Origin of the sequence: Streptomyces pinistramenti (assembly GCF_020564935.1) — a bacterium.
Taxonomy (GTDB): Bacteria; Actinomycetota; Actinomycetes; order Streptomycetales; family Streptomycetaceae; genus Streptomyces; species Streptomyces pinistramenti.
Genome location: NZ_JAJCXB010000053.1, coordinates 38,821 through 53,765 on the forward strand (window position 1 = coordinate 38,821; position 14,945 = coordinate 53,765).

14 protein-coding genes are annotated in these 14,945 nt (G+C 73.4%); 7 read left to right on the forward strand and 7 right to left on the reverse strand.

What is annotated here, in order from left to right:
- Window positions 1-96 precede the first annotated feature (96 nt).
- Complete coding sequence (gene rox, locus LIU39_RS27765; protein ID WP_227049665.1) at window positions 97-1,563, reverse strand: rifampin monooxygenase; 1,467 nt, start codon at window positions 1,561-1,563, stop codon at window positions 97-99.
- A 566-nt stretch (window positions 1,564-2,129) separates the two neighbouring features.
- Here rox and LIU39_RS27770 point away from each other — a divergent pair.
- The 3 genes from LIU39_RS27770 (at window position 2,130) to LIU39_RS27780 (ending at window position 4,960) form a co-directional block, all read left to right on the forward strand.
- Window positions 2,130-2,576, forward strand: a complete 447-nt coding sequence (locus LIU39_RS27770; RefSeq protein WP_227049651.1) for a TIGR03618 family F420-dependent PPOX class oxidoreductase — start codon at window positions 2,130-2,132, stop codon at window positions 2,574-2,576.
- Window positions 2,577-2,671: 95 nt separating this feature from the next.
- Window positions 2,672-4,039 carry a bifunctional folylpolyglutamate synthase/dihydrofolate synthase gene (locus LIU39_RS27775; protein WP_227049652.1) on the forward strand — a complete coding sequence of 456 codons (1,368 nt, stop codon included), beginning with the start codon at window positions 2,672-2,674 and terminating at the stop codon, window positions 4,037-4,039.
- A 333-nt stretch (window positions 4,040-4,372) separates the two neighbouring features.
- On the forward strand, window positions 4,373-4,960 hold the full coding sequence (locus LIU39_RS27780) for a hypothetical protein (protein WP_308409423.1): 588 nt from the start codon (window positions 4,373-4,375) through the stop codon (window positions 4,958-4,960).
- Window positions 4,961-5,000: 40 nt separating this feature from the next.
- Here LIU39_RS27780 and LIU39_RS27785 read toward each other — a convergent pair whose 3' ends face one another.
- The 3 genes from LIU39_RS27785 to LIU39_RS27795 form a co-directional block, all read right to left on the reverse strand.
- Window positions 5,001-6,035, reverse strand: a complete 1,035-nt coding sequence (locus LIU39_RS27785; protein WP_227049654.1) for a hypothetical protein — start codon at window positions 6,033-6,035, stop codon at window positions 5,001-5,003.
- A 174-nt stretch (window positions 6,036-6,209) separates the two neighbouring features.
- On the reverse strand, window positions 6,210-6,662 hold the full coding sequence (locus tag LIU39_RS27790; protein WP_227049655.1) for a GNAT family N-acetyltransferase: 453 nt from the start codon (window positions 6,660-6,662) through the stop codon (window positions 6,210-6,212).
- A gap of 75 nt (window positions 6,663-6,737) precedes the next feature.
- Window positions 6,738-8,222 carry an aminotransferase-like domain-containing protein gene (locus LIU39_RS27795; RefSeq protein WP_227049656.1) on the reverse strand — a complete coding sequence of 495 codons (1,485 nt, stop codon included), beginning with the start codon at window positions 8,220-8,222 and terminating at the stop codon, window positions 6,738-6,740.
- On the opposite strand from LIU39_RS27795, the gene LIU39_RS27800 reads away from it, so the two are divergent.
- On the forward strand, window positions 8,221-9,225 hold the full coding sequence (locus tag LIU39_RS27800) for a DMT family transporter (protein ID WP_227049657.1): 1,005 nt from the start codon (window positions 8,221-8,223) through the stop codon (window positions 9,223-9,225). The two genes, LIU39_RS27795 and LIU39_RS27800, sit on opposite strands and share 2 nt — an antisense overlap.
- A gap of 195 nt (window positions 9,226-9,420) precedes the next feature.
- Window positions 9,421-9,624 carry a DUF1918 domain-containing protein gene (locus LIU39_RS27805; RefSeq protein ID WP_227049658.1) on the forward strand — a complete coding sequence of 68 codons (204 nt, stop codon included), beginning with the start codon at window positions 9,421-9,423 and terminating at the stop codon, window positions 9,622-9,624.
- A gap of 108 nt (window positions 9,625-9,732) precedes the next feature.
- Here the strand turns inward: LIU39_RS27805 and LIU39_RS27810 are convergent, their stop codons facing one another.
- Window positions 9,733-10,974, reverse strand: a complete 1,242-nt coding sequence (locus tag LIU39_RS27810; RefSeq protein ID WP_227049659.1) for a glycoside hydrolase family 10-like protein — start codon at window positions 10,972-10,974, stop codon at window positions 9,733-9,735.
- Between the two features lie 234 nt (window positions 10,975-11,208).
- On the opposite strand from LIU39_RS27810, the gene LIU39_RS27815 reads away from it, so the two are divergent.
- Both LIU39_RS27815 and LIU39_RS27820 read left to right on the forward strand, forming a co-directional pair.
- A complete protein-coding gene (locus LIU39_RS27815) occupies window positions 11,209-12,078 on the forward strand; it encodes a 3-hydroxybutyryl-CoA dehydrogenase (RefSeq protein WP_227049666.1) in 870 nt (289 codons plus the stop codon).
- A 404-nt stretch (window positions 12,079-12,482) separates the two neighbouring features.
- Entirely contained in the window at window positions 12,483-12,740 is a 258-nt protein-coding gene (locus tag LIU39_RS27820) for a hypothetical protein (RefSeq protein WP_227049660.1), read from the forward strand.
- Window positions 12,741-12,794: 54 nt separating this feature from the next.
- Here the strand turns inward: LIU39_RS27820 and LIU39_RS27825 are convergent, their stop codons facing one another.
- Together LIU39_RS27825 and LIU39_RS27830 are read right to left on the reverse strand one after the other, a co-directional pair.
- Window positions 12,795-13,325 (reverse strand): NUDIX domain-containing protein, encoded by a 531-nt coding sequence (locus LIU39_RS27825; RefSeq protein ID WP_227049661.1) that lies wholly within the window; start codon window positions 13,323-13,325, stop codon window positions 12,795-12,797.
- A gap of 65 nt (window positions 13,326-13,390) precedes the next feature.
- A complete protein-coding gene (locus tag LIU39_RS27830; RefSeq protein ID WP_227049662.1) occupies window positions 13,391-14,731 on the reverse strand; it encodes an NsdA family TPR-like regulatory protein in 1,341 nt (446 codons plus the stop codon).
- Window positions 14,732-14,945: the final 214 nt, after the last annotated feature.

Sequence of the window (14,945 nt, forward strand, 5' to 3'; positions counted from 1 at the left end):
ATCAAGTCAGCCGCCATCAGGCGGCAGACCGCGACCTGCCACGACAGCACAACCAACCTGACCGATGCCCCACCGCCCACGGCCACGGCTGCGCTCTCAGCCGGCGGCGCCGAACCACTGGGGCAGCCGGTCGAGCAGCTCCTGCTGGTCTTCGCCGGCCCACGCCACGTGGCCGTCCGGCCGCAGCAGTACCGCGGGCGCGTCCAGTTCCTCGCTGACGTCGACGACGTGATCGACCCGATCCGCCCAGCCCGCCACCGAGAGCCGGCCGGTCTGGTCGAGCAGCAGTCCGCGGCCTTCGTGCATCAGCTCATAGAGGCGTCCGCGCTTCAGCTCCACGTCCCGCAGCCGCCGGCCGAGCAGTTCGTGGCCCTCGCCGAAGTCGTAGCGGACCCCGACCGCGGTGATCATGCCGGTCACGTACCGGTTCACCTCATCGAAGTCCATCAGCTTCGAGAACAGCTCCCGCAGCGCGGTCGCACCAGGATCGGTTCCGAGGAGCGTGATCTGCGCGCGGGTGTTCTCCAGCACGCGGGCGCCCACCGGGTGCCGTTCGGCGTGGTAGCTGTCCAACAGCCCCTCCGGCGCCCAGCCGTTGACCGCGGCGGCCAGCTTCCAGCCGAGGTTGAACGCGTCCTGCACGCCGAGGTTGAGCCCCTGACCGCCGGTCGGCGGGTGGATGTGCGCCGCGTCGCCGGCGAGGAGTACCCGGCCGACCCGGTAGCGCTCGGCCTGCCGGGTGGCGTCGCCGAACCGGGAGAGCCAACGCGGCGAATGCACGCCGAAGTCGGTGCCCGCAACCGCCCGCAGCTGCTGCTTGAACTCTCCGAAGGTCGGCGCCGCGGTCGTACGGTCCTCGGACACGCCGTCGGCGGGCACGATGACGCGGTACGTGCCGTCCCCGTTGGGGATGGTGCCGAACCGCAATTGGGTCTTGCGGACTTCCTCGACAACGGCGGCGACCGTCGCCGGATCCTCGGCCATCTCCATGTCGCCAAGGAGCGTCTCGACCGTGGCGGGCTCACCGGGGAAACCGACACCGAGCCCCTTGCGCACCGCACTTCTGCCGCCGTCGCACCCGACGAGGTAGCGCGAGCGCAGCTGCGCGCCTCCCCCGCCGACCACGCCCTCACTGGCGGGGGTGACCCCACCGGCCAGCTCGACGGTCACACCGTCCGCATCCTGGCTCAGCCCGACCACTTCGCAGCCACGCCGGATCTCGGCACCGAGTTCGACGGCACGCTCGTTGAGCAGCCGCTCGGTGACCGGCTGCAGGGTGGAGAGGCCGTACGGGTGTGCCGTGTCCAGCCGCTCCGGCCACGGCTTGAGGATGCCGCCGAAGAAACCACCGACCTGGAACTTCTCACTGACCGCGAGGAACCGGTCCAGCAGGCCGCGCTGGTCCATCAGCTCGACGCTGCGCGTGTGCAGGCCGCGCCCGCGCGACTCCCCGGTCGGCTCGGTCAGCTTCTCCAGCACGACCACGTGCACGCCGTGCAGCCGCAACTCGGCGGCCAGCATCAAGCCGGTCGGCCCGCCGCCGACCACGATCACGTCGATCACGAAATCCCCCATTTGGCAAGGTTGAATTCAACAAGGTTGGGTTCAGGCCGGCCGCCCGCGCGGTCGGACGGCGCGCAGGTCCGCGACGCCACGCCACGGCGCCACCGTGCCAAGTGCCGCAATCACGCCGCGAGTCCCACCATCGGTGCGGTCGGCGCGGTCGGTTCGGCGTCTCCGCGCGCCCCGTATGCCAACAACAGCAACGACAGCACACGTACTTCGTGAATCTGTTATTTCCCCAGGTACTGGCCTTGGCCGACCATTCTGCGGCACCACCCGGGCCTTGCCGCAAGGCCCCCGGTGCGCTATACGTTGAGAGCGGCAAGGAGAGAATTGACCTCCTTGCCTTTGCCTTTTGCCTTTGCCTTTTGGCCTTGCCTTTTGCCGTCCGCTGTCGCCGCGCTGCGCGGGTGCTCTCAAGCGCTGAAGGGGCAACCGCCGGTCGTCCGGCTTCCGCCGGCGCTCGCCCGCGACGGGCATTTCTGTCGTCCGGCTTCCGCCGGCGCTCGCCCGCGACGGGCATTTCTCCGGGCCGTCCCGCAGATCGTGGTTGGTAGCCTCCCGGGATGACTGCGACCTTCGACGAAGCCGTCCGCGCCCGCCTGCAAGCCGCCAACATCTGGTACGTCGGAACCGTGTTCGCCGATGGAGCGCCGCAGGTCAGTCCTATGTGGGTGGATCTGGAGGGAGAGCGGGAGCTGACGTTCAACACCTCGGTGGGCCGGGTGAAGGAGGAGAATCTGCGCCGCGATCCCCGCGTCTATCTGTCGCACGCCGATGCCGCCGATCCCTTCGACCGGGTGCAGATCAGTGGCGAGGTGGCCCGCTTCATCGAGGGCCAGGAGGCGCACGACCGGATGGACCGGCTGGCCCGGAAGTACCTGGGCAGCGAGCGGTTCGAGTGGATCATGCCGCGGGAACAGCGGGTCGCGGTGATCGTGCGCCCGGTCAAGGTGCGGCACATCGTCGGGGTGGAGCGGTTCCGGCCCGGCGGCCCCGTCCCCGCTCCCTGACCGGCCCGCCCGAGCGCCGCCCCACGGCTCCGCCATGGCTCCGGATCGCGTAACTCCGCCGATGCGCGGCGGTGGCTGCGGCATGATCTCGTGCCATGGATTATGAGCAGGCCCAGAACCTCACCACCGGCCCCCGGGCGACGCGGTTACCGGTCAAGAACTATCTCCCTCCGCTGCTCGATGCGCTGGAGTGGCCCGGCCAGGAGCTGCGGGGCATTCTGGTCGCCGGTACCAACGGGAAAGGGTCGACCTGCGCGTTCGCGGTATCGGGTCTGGCCGCGTGCGGACTGCGGGTCGGCAGCATGCCGGGCCCGCACCTCCAGGAGTCCACCGAGCGCATCCGCGTGAACAACGTCCCGGTCTCGCGCTCGGCGTACACCTCCGCGTACGCCGAGGTCGACGCCGCGGCCCGGCGGCTGAGCGAGCCGCTCGACGCGCCGGCGCTGCGGGCCGCCGCCGCGGTGGTGCACTACCGGCGGGTCGGCGTCGATCTGGCGGTGATGGAGGCGAGCGCGGGCGGCCGGGACACCGCCGTGAACTCGTTCGATCTCGGCGTGAAGGTCCTCACGAATGTGGCGCTGGATCACATGGAGATGCTGGGGCATTCGTACGCGGAGATCGCTTGGGCCAAGGCCGGGGTGGTCAGGGACGGTGACCATGTCGTTCTCGGCGAACTGCCGCCGGAGGCCGAGCAGATGGTGCGTCGGGTTCTCGCCGAACGCAGCGGGCTGACGGTGTGGCGCCTCGGCGAGGAGATCCGGGTCACCACCCGGCCCGCCGACGCGGTTCCCGGACCCGCGGGCGGTGCGGCGGCGGGTGACGGGCCCTCGTCCGTGGTCCCGGCGCGCCGGGAGGTGGCGCAGGTGAGCACGCCGCTCGGCATCCACCGTGACCTGCCCTGTCCCCTGCGCGGCGCCCATCAGGAACGCAATCTCGCGCTGGCGGTCGCGGGCATCGACGCGCTGCGCCAGCGCGGCCTGGTGCCCGGCTTCACCGAGAGCCGGCTGCGGGAGGGCCTGGCGGCCACCACGTGGCCGGGCCGGCTGGAACTGGTGCGTCCCGCCCGGCTGGACGACTGGTCCGGTTCGGTCCTCATGGACGGGGCGCACAATCCGCACAGCATGGCCACCGTGCTTCCGGAGATCCGGCGGATAACGGATGCGGGGCAGGCCCCCGTGCTGGTCTTCGCGGCGGGCGAGAACAAGGCGGCCGCCGAGATGCTGGACGAACTGCCCGCGGACTGGCCCCTGTTGGTGACGCGTACCGGATCGCCGACGGCGGCCGATCCGGACCACCTCACCCGCTGTGTCGCCGACCGCCCGCACACCCACCGCGCGCCGGACGTCCCCACGGCACTGCGGCACGCGGCCCGGCTCACCGGACCGGGCGGCCTGATCGTGGTCATCGGTTCACTGGCCCTGGTCGGCGAGACCCGTACCCTGCTCGGCCTCCCACCGGGCTGAGGCCGGACCGGAGAACGCGGGGAGGAGACGAGGGTGGAACGGGGTGAACTTCCCCTTTCCGTGGCTCATTTGGATGCGTCAGGTGACGACTGCACGGCGGGCCCGGCCGGTAATTCCGTGGCGGGCCCGGCCCCGCTCTGCCAGCATCGCCGGATGACCGGGTCAGGGGCAGAGGCAGGGCGGACAGCGGAGCGGGACAGCCGGGTGCATACCGCCGCGCGCAACAATGCGGAGTGGTGTGAGGCGGTCTGCCGGGCGCACGGCTCCCCCGGCGTGTTCGGGGACACCGCGTGGACCCAGTCACGCCGCACACCGCCGCTGTATCCGGATGCCGTGACGCTGTCCCCCGCCGCCTCGGCCGCGGAGATCCTGGCCCGGATCGACACCACCTCGCCGGGGTGTTCGGTGAAGGACAGCTTCGGCACGCTGGACCTGTCAGGCGCGGGATTCGACGTGCTCTTCGAGGCGGAGTGGATCCACCGGCCGCCGGGCCCGGCCCCGCGGCACCCGGACACCGACCGGACCGGCGTCCGCTGGGACGTCGTACGGGACGCCGATGCGCTGGCCGCCTGGGCGGCGGCGTGGAGCGGTGCCTCCGGGACGGGCGGCGCGGGCGGCGGACCCTTCCGTCCTGAACTGCTGGGTGACGGGCGGACGTTCGTCCTCCGCGGCAGGGACGGTGACCGTGTCGTGGCGGGCGCGGTGGCCAGCCGCAGCGCGCAGGCCGTCGGGCTCTCCAACGTGTTCGCCGCGGACGGCGGGTCGGGCGCCGCCTGGGCCGGGGCGCTCGGCGCGGTGTCCGAGCGGTGGCCCGGCCTGCCGGTCGTCGGCTACGAGTCCGGCGAGGACCTGGCGGCGGCCGTCGCCCACGGCTGCCTGCCGGTCGGGCCGCTGCGGGTGTGGCTGGCCACGGACCGCTGACGGCGCCGGGTACGCCGCCCGGGGGGGGCGGCGCCGGGTGTCAGTGCCGGCCGCCGCCTCGGGTGGCGTGCCGCCGGCAAGTGGCCAGGCCCCAGCCGACCGCGCCGGCCAGCAGGGTGCCGCCCAGCACCGTGGTACCCACGCCGGTCCCGGACGCGCCGCCGACCCCGGCCTCCGAGCCGCCCTTGGGCACGTCCTCGTGCCCGCCCTTGTGTCCGCCTCCGTGTCCGCCCTTGTGTCCGGCGACGACCGTCATGGTCCCGGTGAGCTTCATCTTCCGTCCGGATGCCGCCGCCACGGCCCGCTGCACGGCGCCCGTGGGCCCCGCCTGAGCGGTGGGTGACCCGGGCGCAGGTGCCCGCTGTTCACCAGGCGGGAGGCTTCCGGCGCCCGTTCCGGGGAGCCCGCCGTCGGCCCCGGCCCCGTAGTCGGGCGGCTCGGCGCCCGCCCCGTCACCGGGCATCGGCATCCCCAAGTCCCCCGCGTCTCCCGCACCTTCCGCACCTTCCGCACCTTCCGCACCGTAATCGGGCAGCTCGGCACCGCTGCCGTCACCGGGCAGTGCGCCGCCCGGTGCCGCCTGGCGGCCGTACGCGCCCGTGCCGCCCGCACCTCCGTCCGGGGACAGGCCGTCCTGCTGCCCCTTGGGGACCACGCCGTCCTGCTGCCCCCGCGGCGGCTTGTGCGTACCGCCGCCCCAGGAGCCGGAGCCATCGCGGCCCGCGCCGCCTCCCCCTCCCCCGCCGCCTCTGCCTCCGCCGCAGGTGATCGTCACGGTGTACGAACCGGGCTTGGTGGTCTTCGGCACGGTGCCGGTGCCGCCCACCTGATCGCTCAGCATGGACAGCTTCATCTTCGGGATGCCCGCGCCGCCGAACGTCGCCTCACCGGTCCCGCCCGGACACCGGCCGCCGTCGAAAACGGAGAACTCCTCGCCGGGGGACACCGGAGCGGGTTGGACGATCACCGAGTCCGCGCCGCCGGACGCGAGGGCGGGCCCCGCGCCGATCAGGGCCACGGACGCCGCCAGGGCGCCGGTCGCCGGTGCGTGCCGGAGGACGTGCTGTATCTGCATACAGCGAGCAGAACGCGGCGGTTCGCCCGTCGCATGTCGGGAGCGGGCGCCCCTGCTGTCACGGTCCGGGCCCCGGCCGGGGGCCGGACCGTGCAGACAGGTCGGGCGGACGGGTACGCCGGTCGGGTGGCCGCTGGGCCGGATGGGGCAGGCGAGGTCGGTCCTTGCGGCTGGTCACCCGGCGGGCGGGCCCGGGTCGGCGAGGCCGAGGGTCATCCACTGTTCGGGGGCCGCCAGGGCACGGAAGCCCGCCTTCTCGTACATGCCGTGCGCGTCGTTGGTGGCCAGGGTGATCCGCGGCAGGCCGCAGGCCGCGAGGCGGTCGGCGACGGCCTCGACCAGGGCGCCGCCCAAGCCCTTGCCGCGGTCCTCGCGCCCGACGTAGACGTCGCAGAGCCAGGCGAAGGTGGCGTGGTCGGTGACCACCCTGGCGTACGCCGCCTGGCGGCCCGAAGTGGACTCGTACAGGCCGAAGTTGAGCGACCCGGCGATGGCCAGCTCCTGCTTCCTGCGGTCGCGGCCCAGGGCCCAGTAGGTGTCCGTGGACAGCCAGTGGTGGATCAGGTCCGTATCCAGGCGGTCCGGGTCGGTGGAGATCTCGTAGCCTTCGGGAAGGTGAGCGCTCATGCCGGGAGGTTCGCAGATCCACGGGGCGCCGTCGAGCCGTTTGTGCGGGCGGCGCGGGAGGCCGCCGCGCGCCGCTCAGCTGCCGGTGACCTCCGCGCAGGCGGCGGCCAAGCGGCGTACGCCCTCGGCGAGTTCGGCCGTTCCGGTGGCGGACGCGAAGCCGAGCCGCAGGTGGGGAGCCGGTGGTTCGGCGGCGAAGTACGGGCGGCCCGGCGCGACGGCGACACCCGCGCGCAGGGCGGCACCGGCCAGCGCCGGCTCGGAGGTGCCGTCCGGCAGCCGCAGCCAGAGATGGCAGCCGCCCTGCGGGATGCGCAGGCCGCGGCCGTACGCCTCGCCCTGCGCCGGGCCGGGTGCGGCGAGGCCGGGCAGCAGCTCGTGCAGGGCGGTGGCCAGGGCGTCCCTGCGGGCCGCCAACTCCCGTGAGATCAGCCGGAGATGACGGCCCCAGGACGGCGATCCGACCAGCTCCAGGGCGGCCTCCTGGAGGGGGCCCGAGACGAAGAAGCTCTCGACGACCTGGATGGCGCGCAGCCGGTCGAGGACCGGGCCGCGGGCGGCCAGCGCGCCCACCCGCAGGCTGGGCGAGGTCACCTTGGTGAGCGAGCAGACGTGGACGACGGTGCCGTCCTCGTCGTCCGCCATCAGGGTCGGCGGCAGTGCCGGGGCGTTCTCGTGGACCAGCCGGCGGGCGAAGTCGTCCTCGACCACGAATGCGCCCGCGGCACGCGCCACCCGCAGCACGTCCCGCCGCCGCTCCCCGCTGAGCACCGTGCCCGTCGGGTTCTGGAACAGCGGCTGGCAGACGACGAGCCGGGCGCCGCTGGCCCGGAAGGCTTCGGCGAGGAGGTCGGTGCGGATGCCGTCCCCGTCCACCGGCACCGGTACCGGGCGCAGGCCCGATGCGCGGGCGGCGGCCAGGATGCCGGGATAGGTGGGCGCTTCGACGAGGACCGGGGCGCCGGGTGCGGCGAGCGCGCGCAGGGCGGCGGGCAGCGCGCTCTGACCGCCCGCGGTGACCAGGACGTCGCTCGCCGCGACCGCCCCGCCGGGCCCGCCGATCTCCCGCCCGAACCACGCACGCAGCTCCGCGACGCCTTCCACGGGCGGCCGCCGCCACGCCCCGGGGCGCCGCCCGGCCCGCGCGAGGGCGGCGGCGAGGGCGCGTTCGGGCTGGAGATCGGGGTGCAGGTAGCCGCCGTTGAGTTCGATGACGCCGGGCGGGGGCACGGCGAGCGTCGCCAGCACCCCTTCGGCGTCGACGCTGCGCGGCACCTGGTCGGCGGCGCCCTCGGCGCTCAGCGCAATCGCCTGCCAGGAGGTGTCGACGGGGCGGGCCGACCGGGTGGGCGGCTCGGCACGGAAGGCACCGGCACCGGGACGGGTGGTGACCAGGCCCTCGGCGGCCAGTTCGGCCAGCGCGCGGGAGACCGTCACCGGGCTCACGTGGTACCGCTCGACGAGCACCCGGCTCGACGGTAGCTTCTCACCTGGTGAGTAGCGGTTCACCTCCCGGCGGAGGGCTGCGGCAAGATCGGCGACACTGCTACGCTCATGCATGAGAGACAACGATAGCGCTACCGCCTTGCTCGCGATAGCAGTCGATGACGGTGCGGCTCCGGCCGACCGGCCCGCCCTCGAAGGCCACCGGACGGCACACGGCCCGGCGGATGCGGCCGCGGACCCGGCCGCGGTCCCCGGCCACACCGCCGGCCGTGGCGCGCTGCTCGCCGCACTCGGCGTCGCCGCCTTCTCGCTCACCTTCCCCGCGACCGCCTGGGCCCTGGAGGGCGCGGGCCCCTGGACCGTGGTGATGCTGCGCAGCGTGCTGGCCGCCGCCGTCGCCGGGGCCTGCCTCGCACTGCGCCGCGTACGGATACCGGAGCGGCGCCACTGGGCGGGCATCGCCGTCGTCATGGGCGGGGTCGTCCTCGGCTTCCCGCTGCTCACCACGCTCGCCCTGCAGACCTCGACCACCTCGCACGCGGCCGTCGTGGTCGGCCTGCTGCCGCTGACCACCGCCGTCTACTCGGCGCTGCGGACCGGCGCGCGCCCCTCCCGGACGTTCTGGATCGCCTCGCTGGCCGGTGCTGCGGTCGTCATCGGCTTCGCGGTGCAGCAGAGCGGCGGGCGGCCGAGCACCGGCGATCTGTATCTGTTCGGCGCGCTGCTGGTCTGTGCGGCCGGCTACGCGGAGGGCGGCAGGCTGGCCCGCCGGATGCCGGGCTGGCAGGTGATCGGCTGGGCGCTGGTCCTCGCGCTGCCGGTGACCGTGACGGGTACGGCCATCACGCTGGCCACCGAGCCGCTGCGGCTGACGCCGCACACGGTGGCCGGGGTCCTGTGGCTCGCGGTCGGCTCGACCTTCGTGGGCATGGTCGTCTGGTACCGCGGGATGGCGGCCATCGGCGTCGCGAAGGCGAGCCAGGTGCAGCTGGCGCAGCCGCTGCTGACGCTGGTGTGGTCGGTGGCCCTGCTCGGCGAGCGGCTGCCGCCCGCGGCCCCGGTGGCGGCGCTGGCCGTGCTGGCGTGCATCGCCGTCACCCAGCGGTCCCGCGTCTGACGGTCCCGGAGCGGCGGGCGCGGGCGGCGGTGCCCGTGCCCGGATGCAGCGTTCGCCCCCGGACGTAAACTTGCCGCAACGGCATGTACAGCCGTCCGGGCCGTTCCCGGCCCGTGATCCGTTGGCCGTTCCACCGCCCGGCCGTCGCGTTGCCGGCCGTACGGTCACCCGGCCATCCCAGGCGGGAGGACCCTGATGCACGCCACCACGGGCGACCAGCTGCTGGTGCACGGCAGGACCGTCGGACAGCACGACCACGTCGTCAAGATCATTGAGGTGCTGGGCGAGAACGGCACCCCTCCCTACCGCGTCCGCGGCGAGGACGGCCATGAAAAGATCATGTCGCCCGGCCCCGACACGACCGTCCGGCACGAAGAGCCGGGCAGCCCCATGAAGTAGGGCGCGCCCGCCGCGTCCCGGCCGCCGCATCCCGTCCACCGCACGAGGACGGCACGGGCCCCGCCGCCGGGCAGCGGCGGTGCCGCCCGTGCCCGCGCACGCCCCGCTTCACCTGGGCGGCCGGGACGCCGTCTTCCCGTAGTGGTCGGCGACGACCCGTGCCATGGCGCCCGAGCGGTCGGCCGCGACTTCCTTCGCCGAGAAGAAGATGTGGCCGCCCACCTGTGGATACCGGCCGGCGAAGGTGAGGTGGCGGGAGAGTTCGGCGGGGTCCTGCCAGGCGGCGGGCTGCGCCGGGTCGCCCGCCTTGTAGAGCGCCTCGCCGATGAAGAGGTCCACTCCCGTGCCCGCCACCGTCCGCGCCCACCACCGCACGATCTCGGCATAGTCGGCGGCCTCGAAGCCGAGGTTCCAGTACGCCTGGGGCGCGACGTAGTCGATCCAGCCCTCGCGCACCCAGCGCCGGGTGTCGGCGTAGAGGTCGTCGTAGGTCTGCACACCGGCCCGGGTCGCCGAGCCCGCCGGGTCGCTCGCGCGGTTGCGCCAGACGGCGAACGGGCTGACGCCGAAGCGGACGCGGCGGCCGGTCCCGGCGATCCGGGCGGAAAGCTCCCGCACCAGCAGGTCGGTGTTGGCCCGCCGCCAGGCCGCGCGGTCCGCGAAGCCGCCGCCGTGCGCCGCGTACGCCGCGTCGTCGTCGAAGGTCTGCCCGGCGACCGGGTACGGGTAGAAGTAGTCGTCGAAATGCACGCCGTCGACGGCGTAGCGCCGTACCGCGTCCATGATCGCGTCCTGGACAAAGCGGCGGACCCGCGGCAGGCCGGGGTTGTAGTAGAGCTCGCCGCCGTACGGCAGCGCCCAGGCGGGATGGCGGCGTACGGGGTGGGTGGGGGCCAGCAGGCCGCGGTCGGTGTGGTGGGCGACCCGGTACGGGTTGAACCAGGCGTGCAGTTCCAGGCCGCGGCGGTGGGCCTCGCGGACCGCGAAGCCGAGCGGATCCCAGCCGGGATCGCGGCCCTGCCGCCCGGTGAGGCAGTCCGACCACGGCTCGTACGGCGAGGGCCACAGGGCGTCCGCGGTGGGGCGCACCTGGAAGAAGACGGCGTTGAGGCGGCGGGCGGCCGCGGTGTCGAGGTGGGCGAGGAGTTCGCGCTGCGCGGCGGCCGGTGCGAGACCGGGCGCCGACGGCCAGTCCCGGCGGGCGACGGTCGCCAGCCACATGCCGCGCAGCTCGCGGTGGATCTTCCGGGGGCCGGGCCGGCCGGTGGCCGTCGCCTCTCCTTCGGCGAGGAGTGACGAGGCGGCGCCGAGTGCGGCCACCGTGAACCCCCGACGTGTGATTCGTCTCATGAAAAGCCCCCAACTTGTCCGGTTCATCCCATTCTTCGAGGTCAGAATGCCCGCCCCGGGGCCCGGTGCCTCCTACCGCTCGGAGTAACGTCGGGACCGAGGCGGTCGTCGGAACCCTTGGAGCCCGCCTTTACCCCCCGGTTGGATCAGCTCGTGGCCCGAGCCCGGCCTGCGCGGGTGAAGGCGGGCTCCTGCGACGCGCTGCCGGTCCTGAAGATCAGCGAAAGGCACGAGGTGACGGACTCTTTCACCGACATCGCACGCGTCGGAGTGGTCGGCTGCGGCCAGATGGGCGCAGGCATCGCCGAGGTGTGCGCCCGCGCCGGGCTGGACGTCATGGTCGCCGAGACCACAGGCGAGGCCCTGGAGCTGGGGCGTACCCGCCTGACCAACTCCCTCGGCAAGGCAGCCGAGCGCGGCAAGATCACCGCCGCGGAGCGCGACGCGACGCTCGGCCGGCTCAACTTCACCACCGACCTCGGGGAGTTCGCCGACCGCGACCTCGTGATCGAGGCGGTCGTGGAGAACGAGCAGGTCAAGACCGAGATCTTCCAGGTTCTCGACCAGGTCGTGACCCGGCCGGACGCGATCCTGGCTTCCAACACCTCGTCGATCCCGCTGGTGAAGCTGGCCGTCGCCACCTCCCGCCCCGACCAGGTCATCGGGATCCACTTCTTCAACCCGGCGCCCGTGCAGAAGCTCGTCGAGCTGATTCCCGCGCTGACCACCGCAGAGGAGACGATCAACCGCGCCGAGACGCTGGTGCAGGACGTGCTGGGCAAGCACGCGATCCGCGCCCAGGACCGGTCCGGCTTCGTCGTCAACGCGCTGCTCATTCCGTACCTGCTCTCCGCGATCCGGATGTTCGAGTCGGGGATGGCCAGCCGCGAGGACATCGACCGCGGCATGGAGCTGGGCTGCGCCCACCCGATGGGCCCGCTCAAGCTGTCGGACCTGATCGGCCTGGACACCGTCTCCTCCGTCGCCGCCTCGATGTACGAGGAGTACAAGGAGCCGCTGTACGCCGCTCCCCCGCTGCTCGCCCGCATGGTCGACGCGGGACGTCTCGGCCGTAAGTCCGGTTCGGGCTTCTACTCGTACTGAGCCTTCGCGCCGCCACGACGGCCCGCTCCCCTCGGGGACGCGGGCCGTCGTGCTGCGGCGCACCGGGCGTACGGGCCGTCCGCCCGCCGTTCGGGGGAATCCGGCGGGCGGACAGCGGCCGGCGGGCGCCCGTCCGCCGGCCGCTCCCCCCTGGCGCCTTCCAGTCAACTACCGCGCGGGCGGCGGCATAAGCGTGTGAAACGGCCAACCCGGGGTGCACGGTTCGCACCCCGCGTGAACCGGCCGCCGCCCGCCCCGAATCTCACTCTCCGTCACTTCACACGGGGTGTGCGCCGGTGACCCGCATCTCTCCCGCACACACGCTCCCGCCTTTTCCTCCTGGGCAGTTGACTGGTGTCGTACGGATCCACAGACGATTCCGGAAACGGAAAGAGGAGCGGAAAGTGACCGCCCACCCCAAGCCCGAGCTGGTAGCCACCGACATGGCGGAGCTGAGGCGCTGCCTCGACGTGCGCACCGCCCGTGTCGACGGCGAACTGGCGCTGCTCGCCCAGCGTTCCGCGCAGTACGAGCGGGACGCGGGCGAACTGCAGGCCCGCGTCAGGCAGTTGGAGAGCGGCCGCTGGCCACTTCCCTCGCTCGCCGCGCTCACCGGCCTGGCGGCGCTCGCGGTGGCCGTCTGGCAGGTGCTGGCCAGGTGACCGCCCGGTGGGCCCGGCGGGGTGACCCCTGCCGGGCCCACCGGTGGCCGGGGCTCAGCCGAGCCGGAGATGGTGCAGCATCAGCAGAGCGGCCGCCATGTTGGCGGCCGGCACCTCTCCCCTCGCCACCATGTCGGGCACCAGTTTCAGCGGCACCCATTCCCGCCGGTCGGACTCGAAGCCGTCCTCGGGCGGGCCGGTGTAGGTCCCCTCGTCGGACCAGTAGATGTGGTGCCGGGCGTCGGTGAGGCCGTTGGACGGCTCGACCGACAGCAGATGGGTCAGCGGGCCCGGCCGCCAGCCGGTCTCCTCCTCCATCTCCCGTGCCGCGGCCGCCGCGATGTCCTCGCCGTCCTCGACGACGCCGGCGGCCAGTTCCCAGCCCCAGGTGTCGGTGATGAAACGGTGCCGCCACAGCAGCAGCACCTCATTGGCCTCGTTGACCACCGTGGCCACGGCCACCGGCCGCATCCGGATCAGGTAGTGATCCAGGTGCCGGCCGTCAGGGAGCCGCACATCGGCGAGATTGACCCGGAACCAGCGGTTCTCGTATACGGTCTCTTCCGCGAGATTGTTCCAACGCACTGTCTGCCACCTTCCGCGGTTTGTCCGGCAAGGTGACACGCAGCCCGGTCAGAGCAGGTCGCGCCCTACAGCGGTACGCGCAGCACCTCGTCGATGAGATCGGCCGCCGCGTCCGTCGCGGAGCTACCGGTCTCCGCCAGATGTTCGCGCACCGCCCGCAGCCGGTCCCGCAACCGTTGCGACTCCACTCCCCTGGCCCGCTCGGTCATCTGCGCGGCATTGGCCGCCGCCCGGTCGGCATCGCCCTGGCGCAGCTCGATATGGGTGAGCATGGCCAGCCGGTGGACCCGTCCCCGGTCGTGTGCGGGCGTGTCCACGGCGGCATCCGCCTGCTCCCGCGCGGCCCGCAGATCACCGAGGCTCAGTAACGCCTCCGCGACCTGCACGTTCACCAGGCCCGGCTGGACGTAGCCGGTCTCCGCCGGTTCGAGCCCCGGCCTGATCCGCTCGGCCGCCGCCTCCGCGCGCCGGATGCAGGCCAGCGCGCCCGTGCCGTCGCCGAGCCGGGCATAGGACTTGGCCTGCATCGCGTAGAGGTCGGCGGCGAGCGCCGAGGTGATCTGCGGTCCCGCGGCCCGCAGCGCGGCCTCCGCGAAGGCCACCGCCTGCCGGTACTCCCGCACGAAGAGGGACTGGTTGACGAGCAGGGCGATGATGTAGGCGCCGAGGCCGCGGTCACCGCTGGCCTTGGCCAGGCGCAGTGCCTGGTGGAAATAGCGCTGGGCCAGCCCGAGCGCGTCCGAGTCGTAGGCGCAGATGCCCGCGACGGCCACCAAACCGCCGGTGGCGCGGTGCAGTTGGCGTCCCGTCGCGTCGCTGTAACTGCCGCGCAGCAGCGGCGCGGCCTCGGTGTTGAGGAAGCCGACGATACGGGTCCTGGTCGCGACGCCGCCGGCCTTGCGGTACAGGTGCTCGTAGTGGGTCCTGGCGGCACGCAGCATCTCGATGTCGGCCATGCCGACCCGCGCCACGCCGTCCCGGGAGACGTCGGAGTCCTCGGGCGGGTTCTCCCACTCCCAGACGGGGATGACCGCGGACGTGCCGGTCAGCGCGGGGGCATCCACGACGTGCGCGCGCTGCTGTTCGTCGGAGCGCCACAGCGCGGTGGCCCGCTCGACGAAGCCGGAGAGCGGGGTGTCGGAGGTGGTGCGGCCCAGGCCGGGGCGGCTGAGGCCGATGTCGTCCAGGCCGACCGCGCGGTGCAGCCGTTCGCCGAGGATCTCGCAGATCAGGTCGGGGACCTGGCCGCGCGGCCGCTGGCCCTTCAGCCAGCGGGCGACCGCGGTGTGTTCGTAGCGCAGGGCGAGGCCGCGGCGGCGCCCCAGATGGTTGATGCGCGCCGCGAGCCCGGCGTGCGAGATGCCCGCCTCGTCGAGGATCGCGTCGAGCAGGGTGTTGGGCTCCATGCCGGCCTCCCGGTGAGCCGGGCCCGCGCACGGGCCGGCGACTCATGACTGGATTTCCAGTCGGCGTACTGACTCCGTGCCGTCAGGGTAGTGAACCGCGCTTCACACGGGGTGTGAAGGGAGCCGGAGGGAGGGAGCCGGGCAACTGCCCTGCGGGGCAGGCCGGTTGGGTGCCGCCCCGCAGAAAAGGGGCGAGGGGGCGCGCGCCCACGCG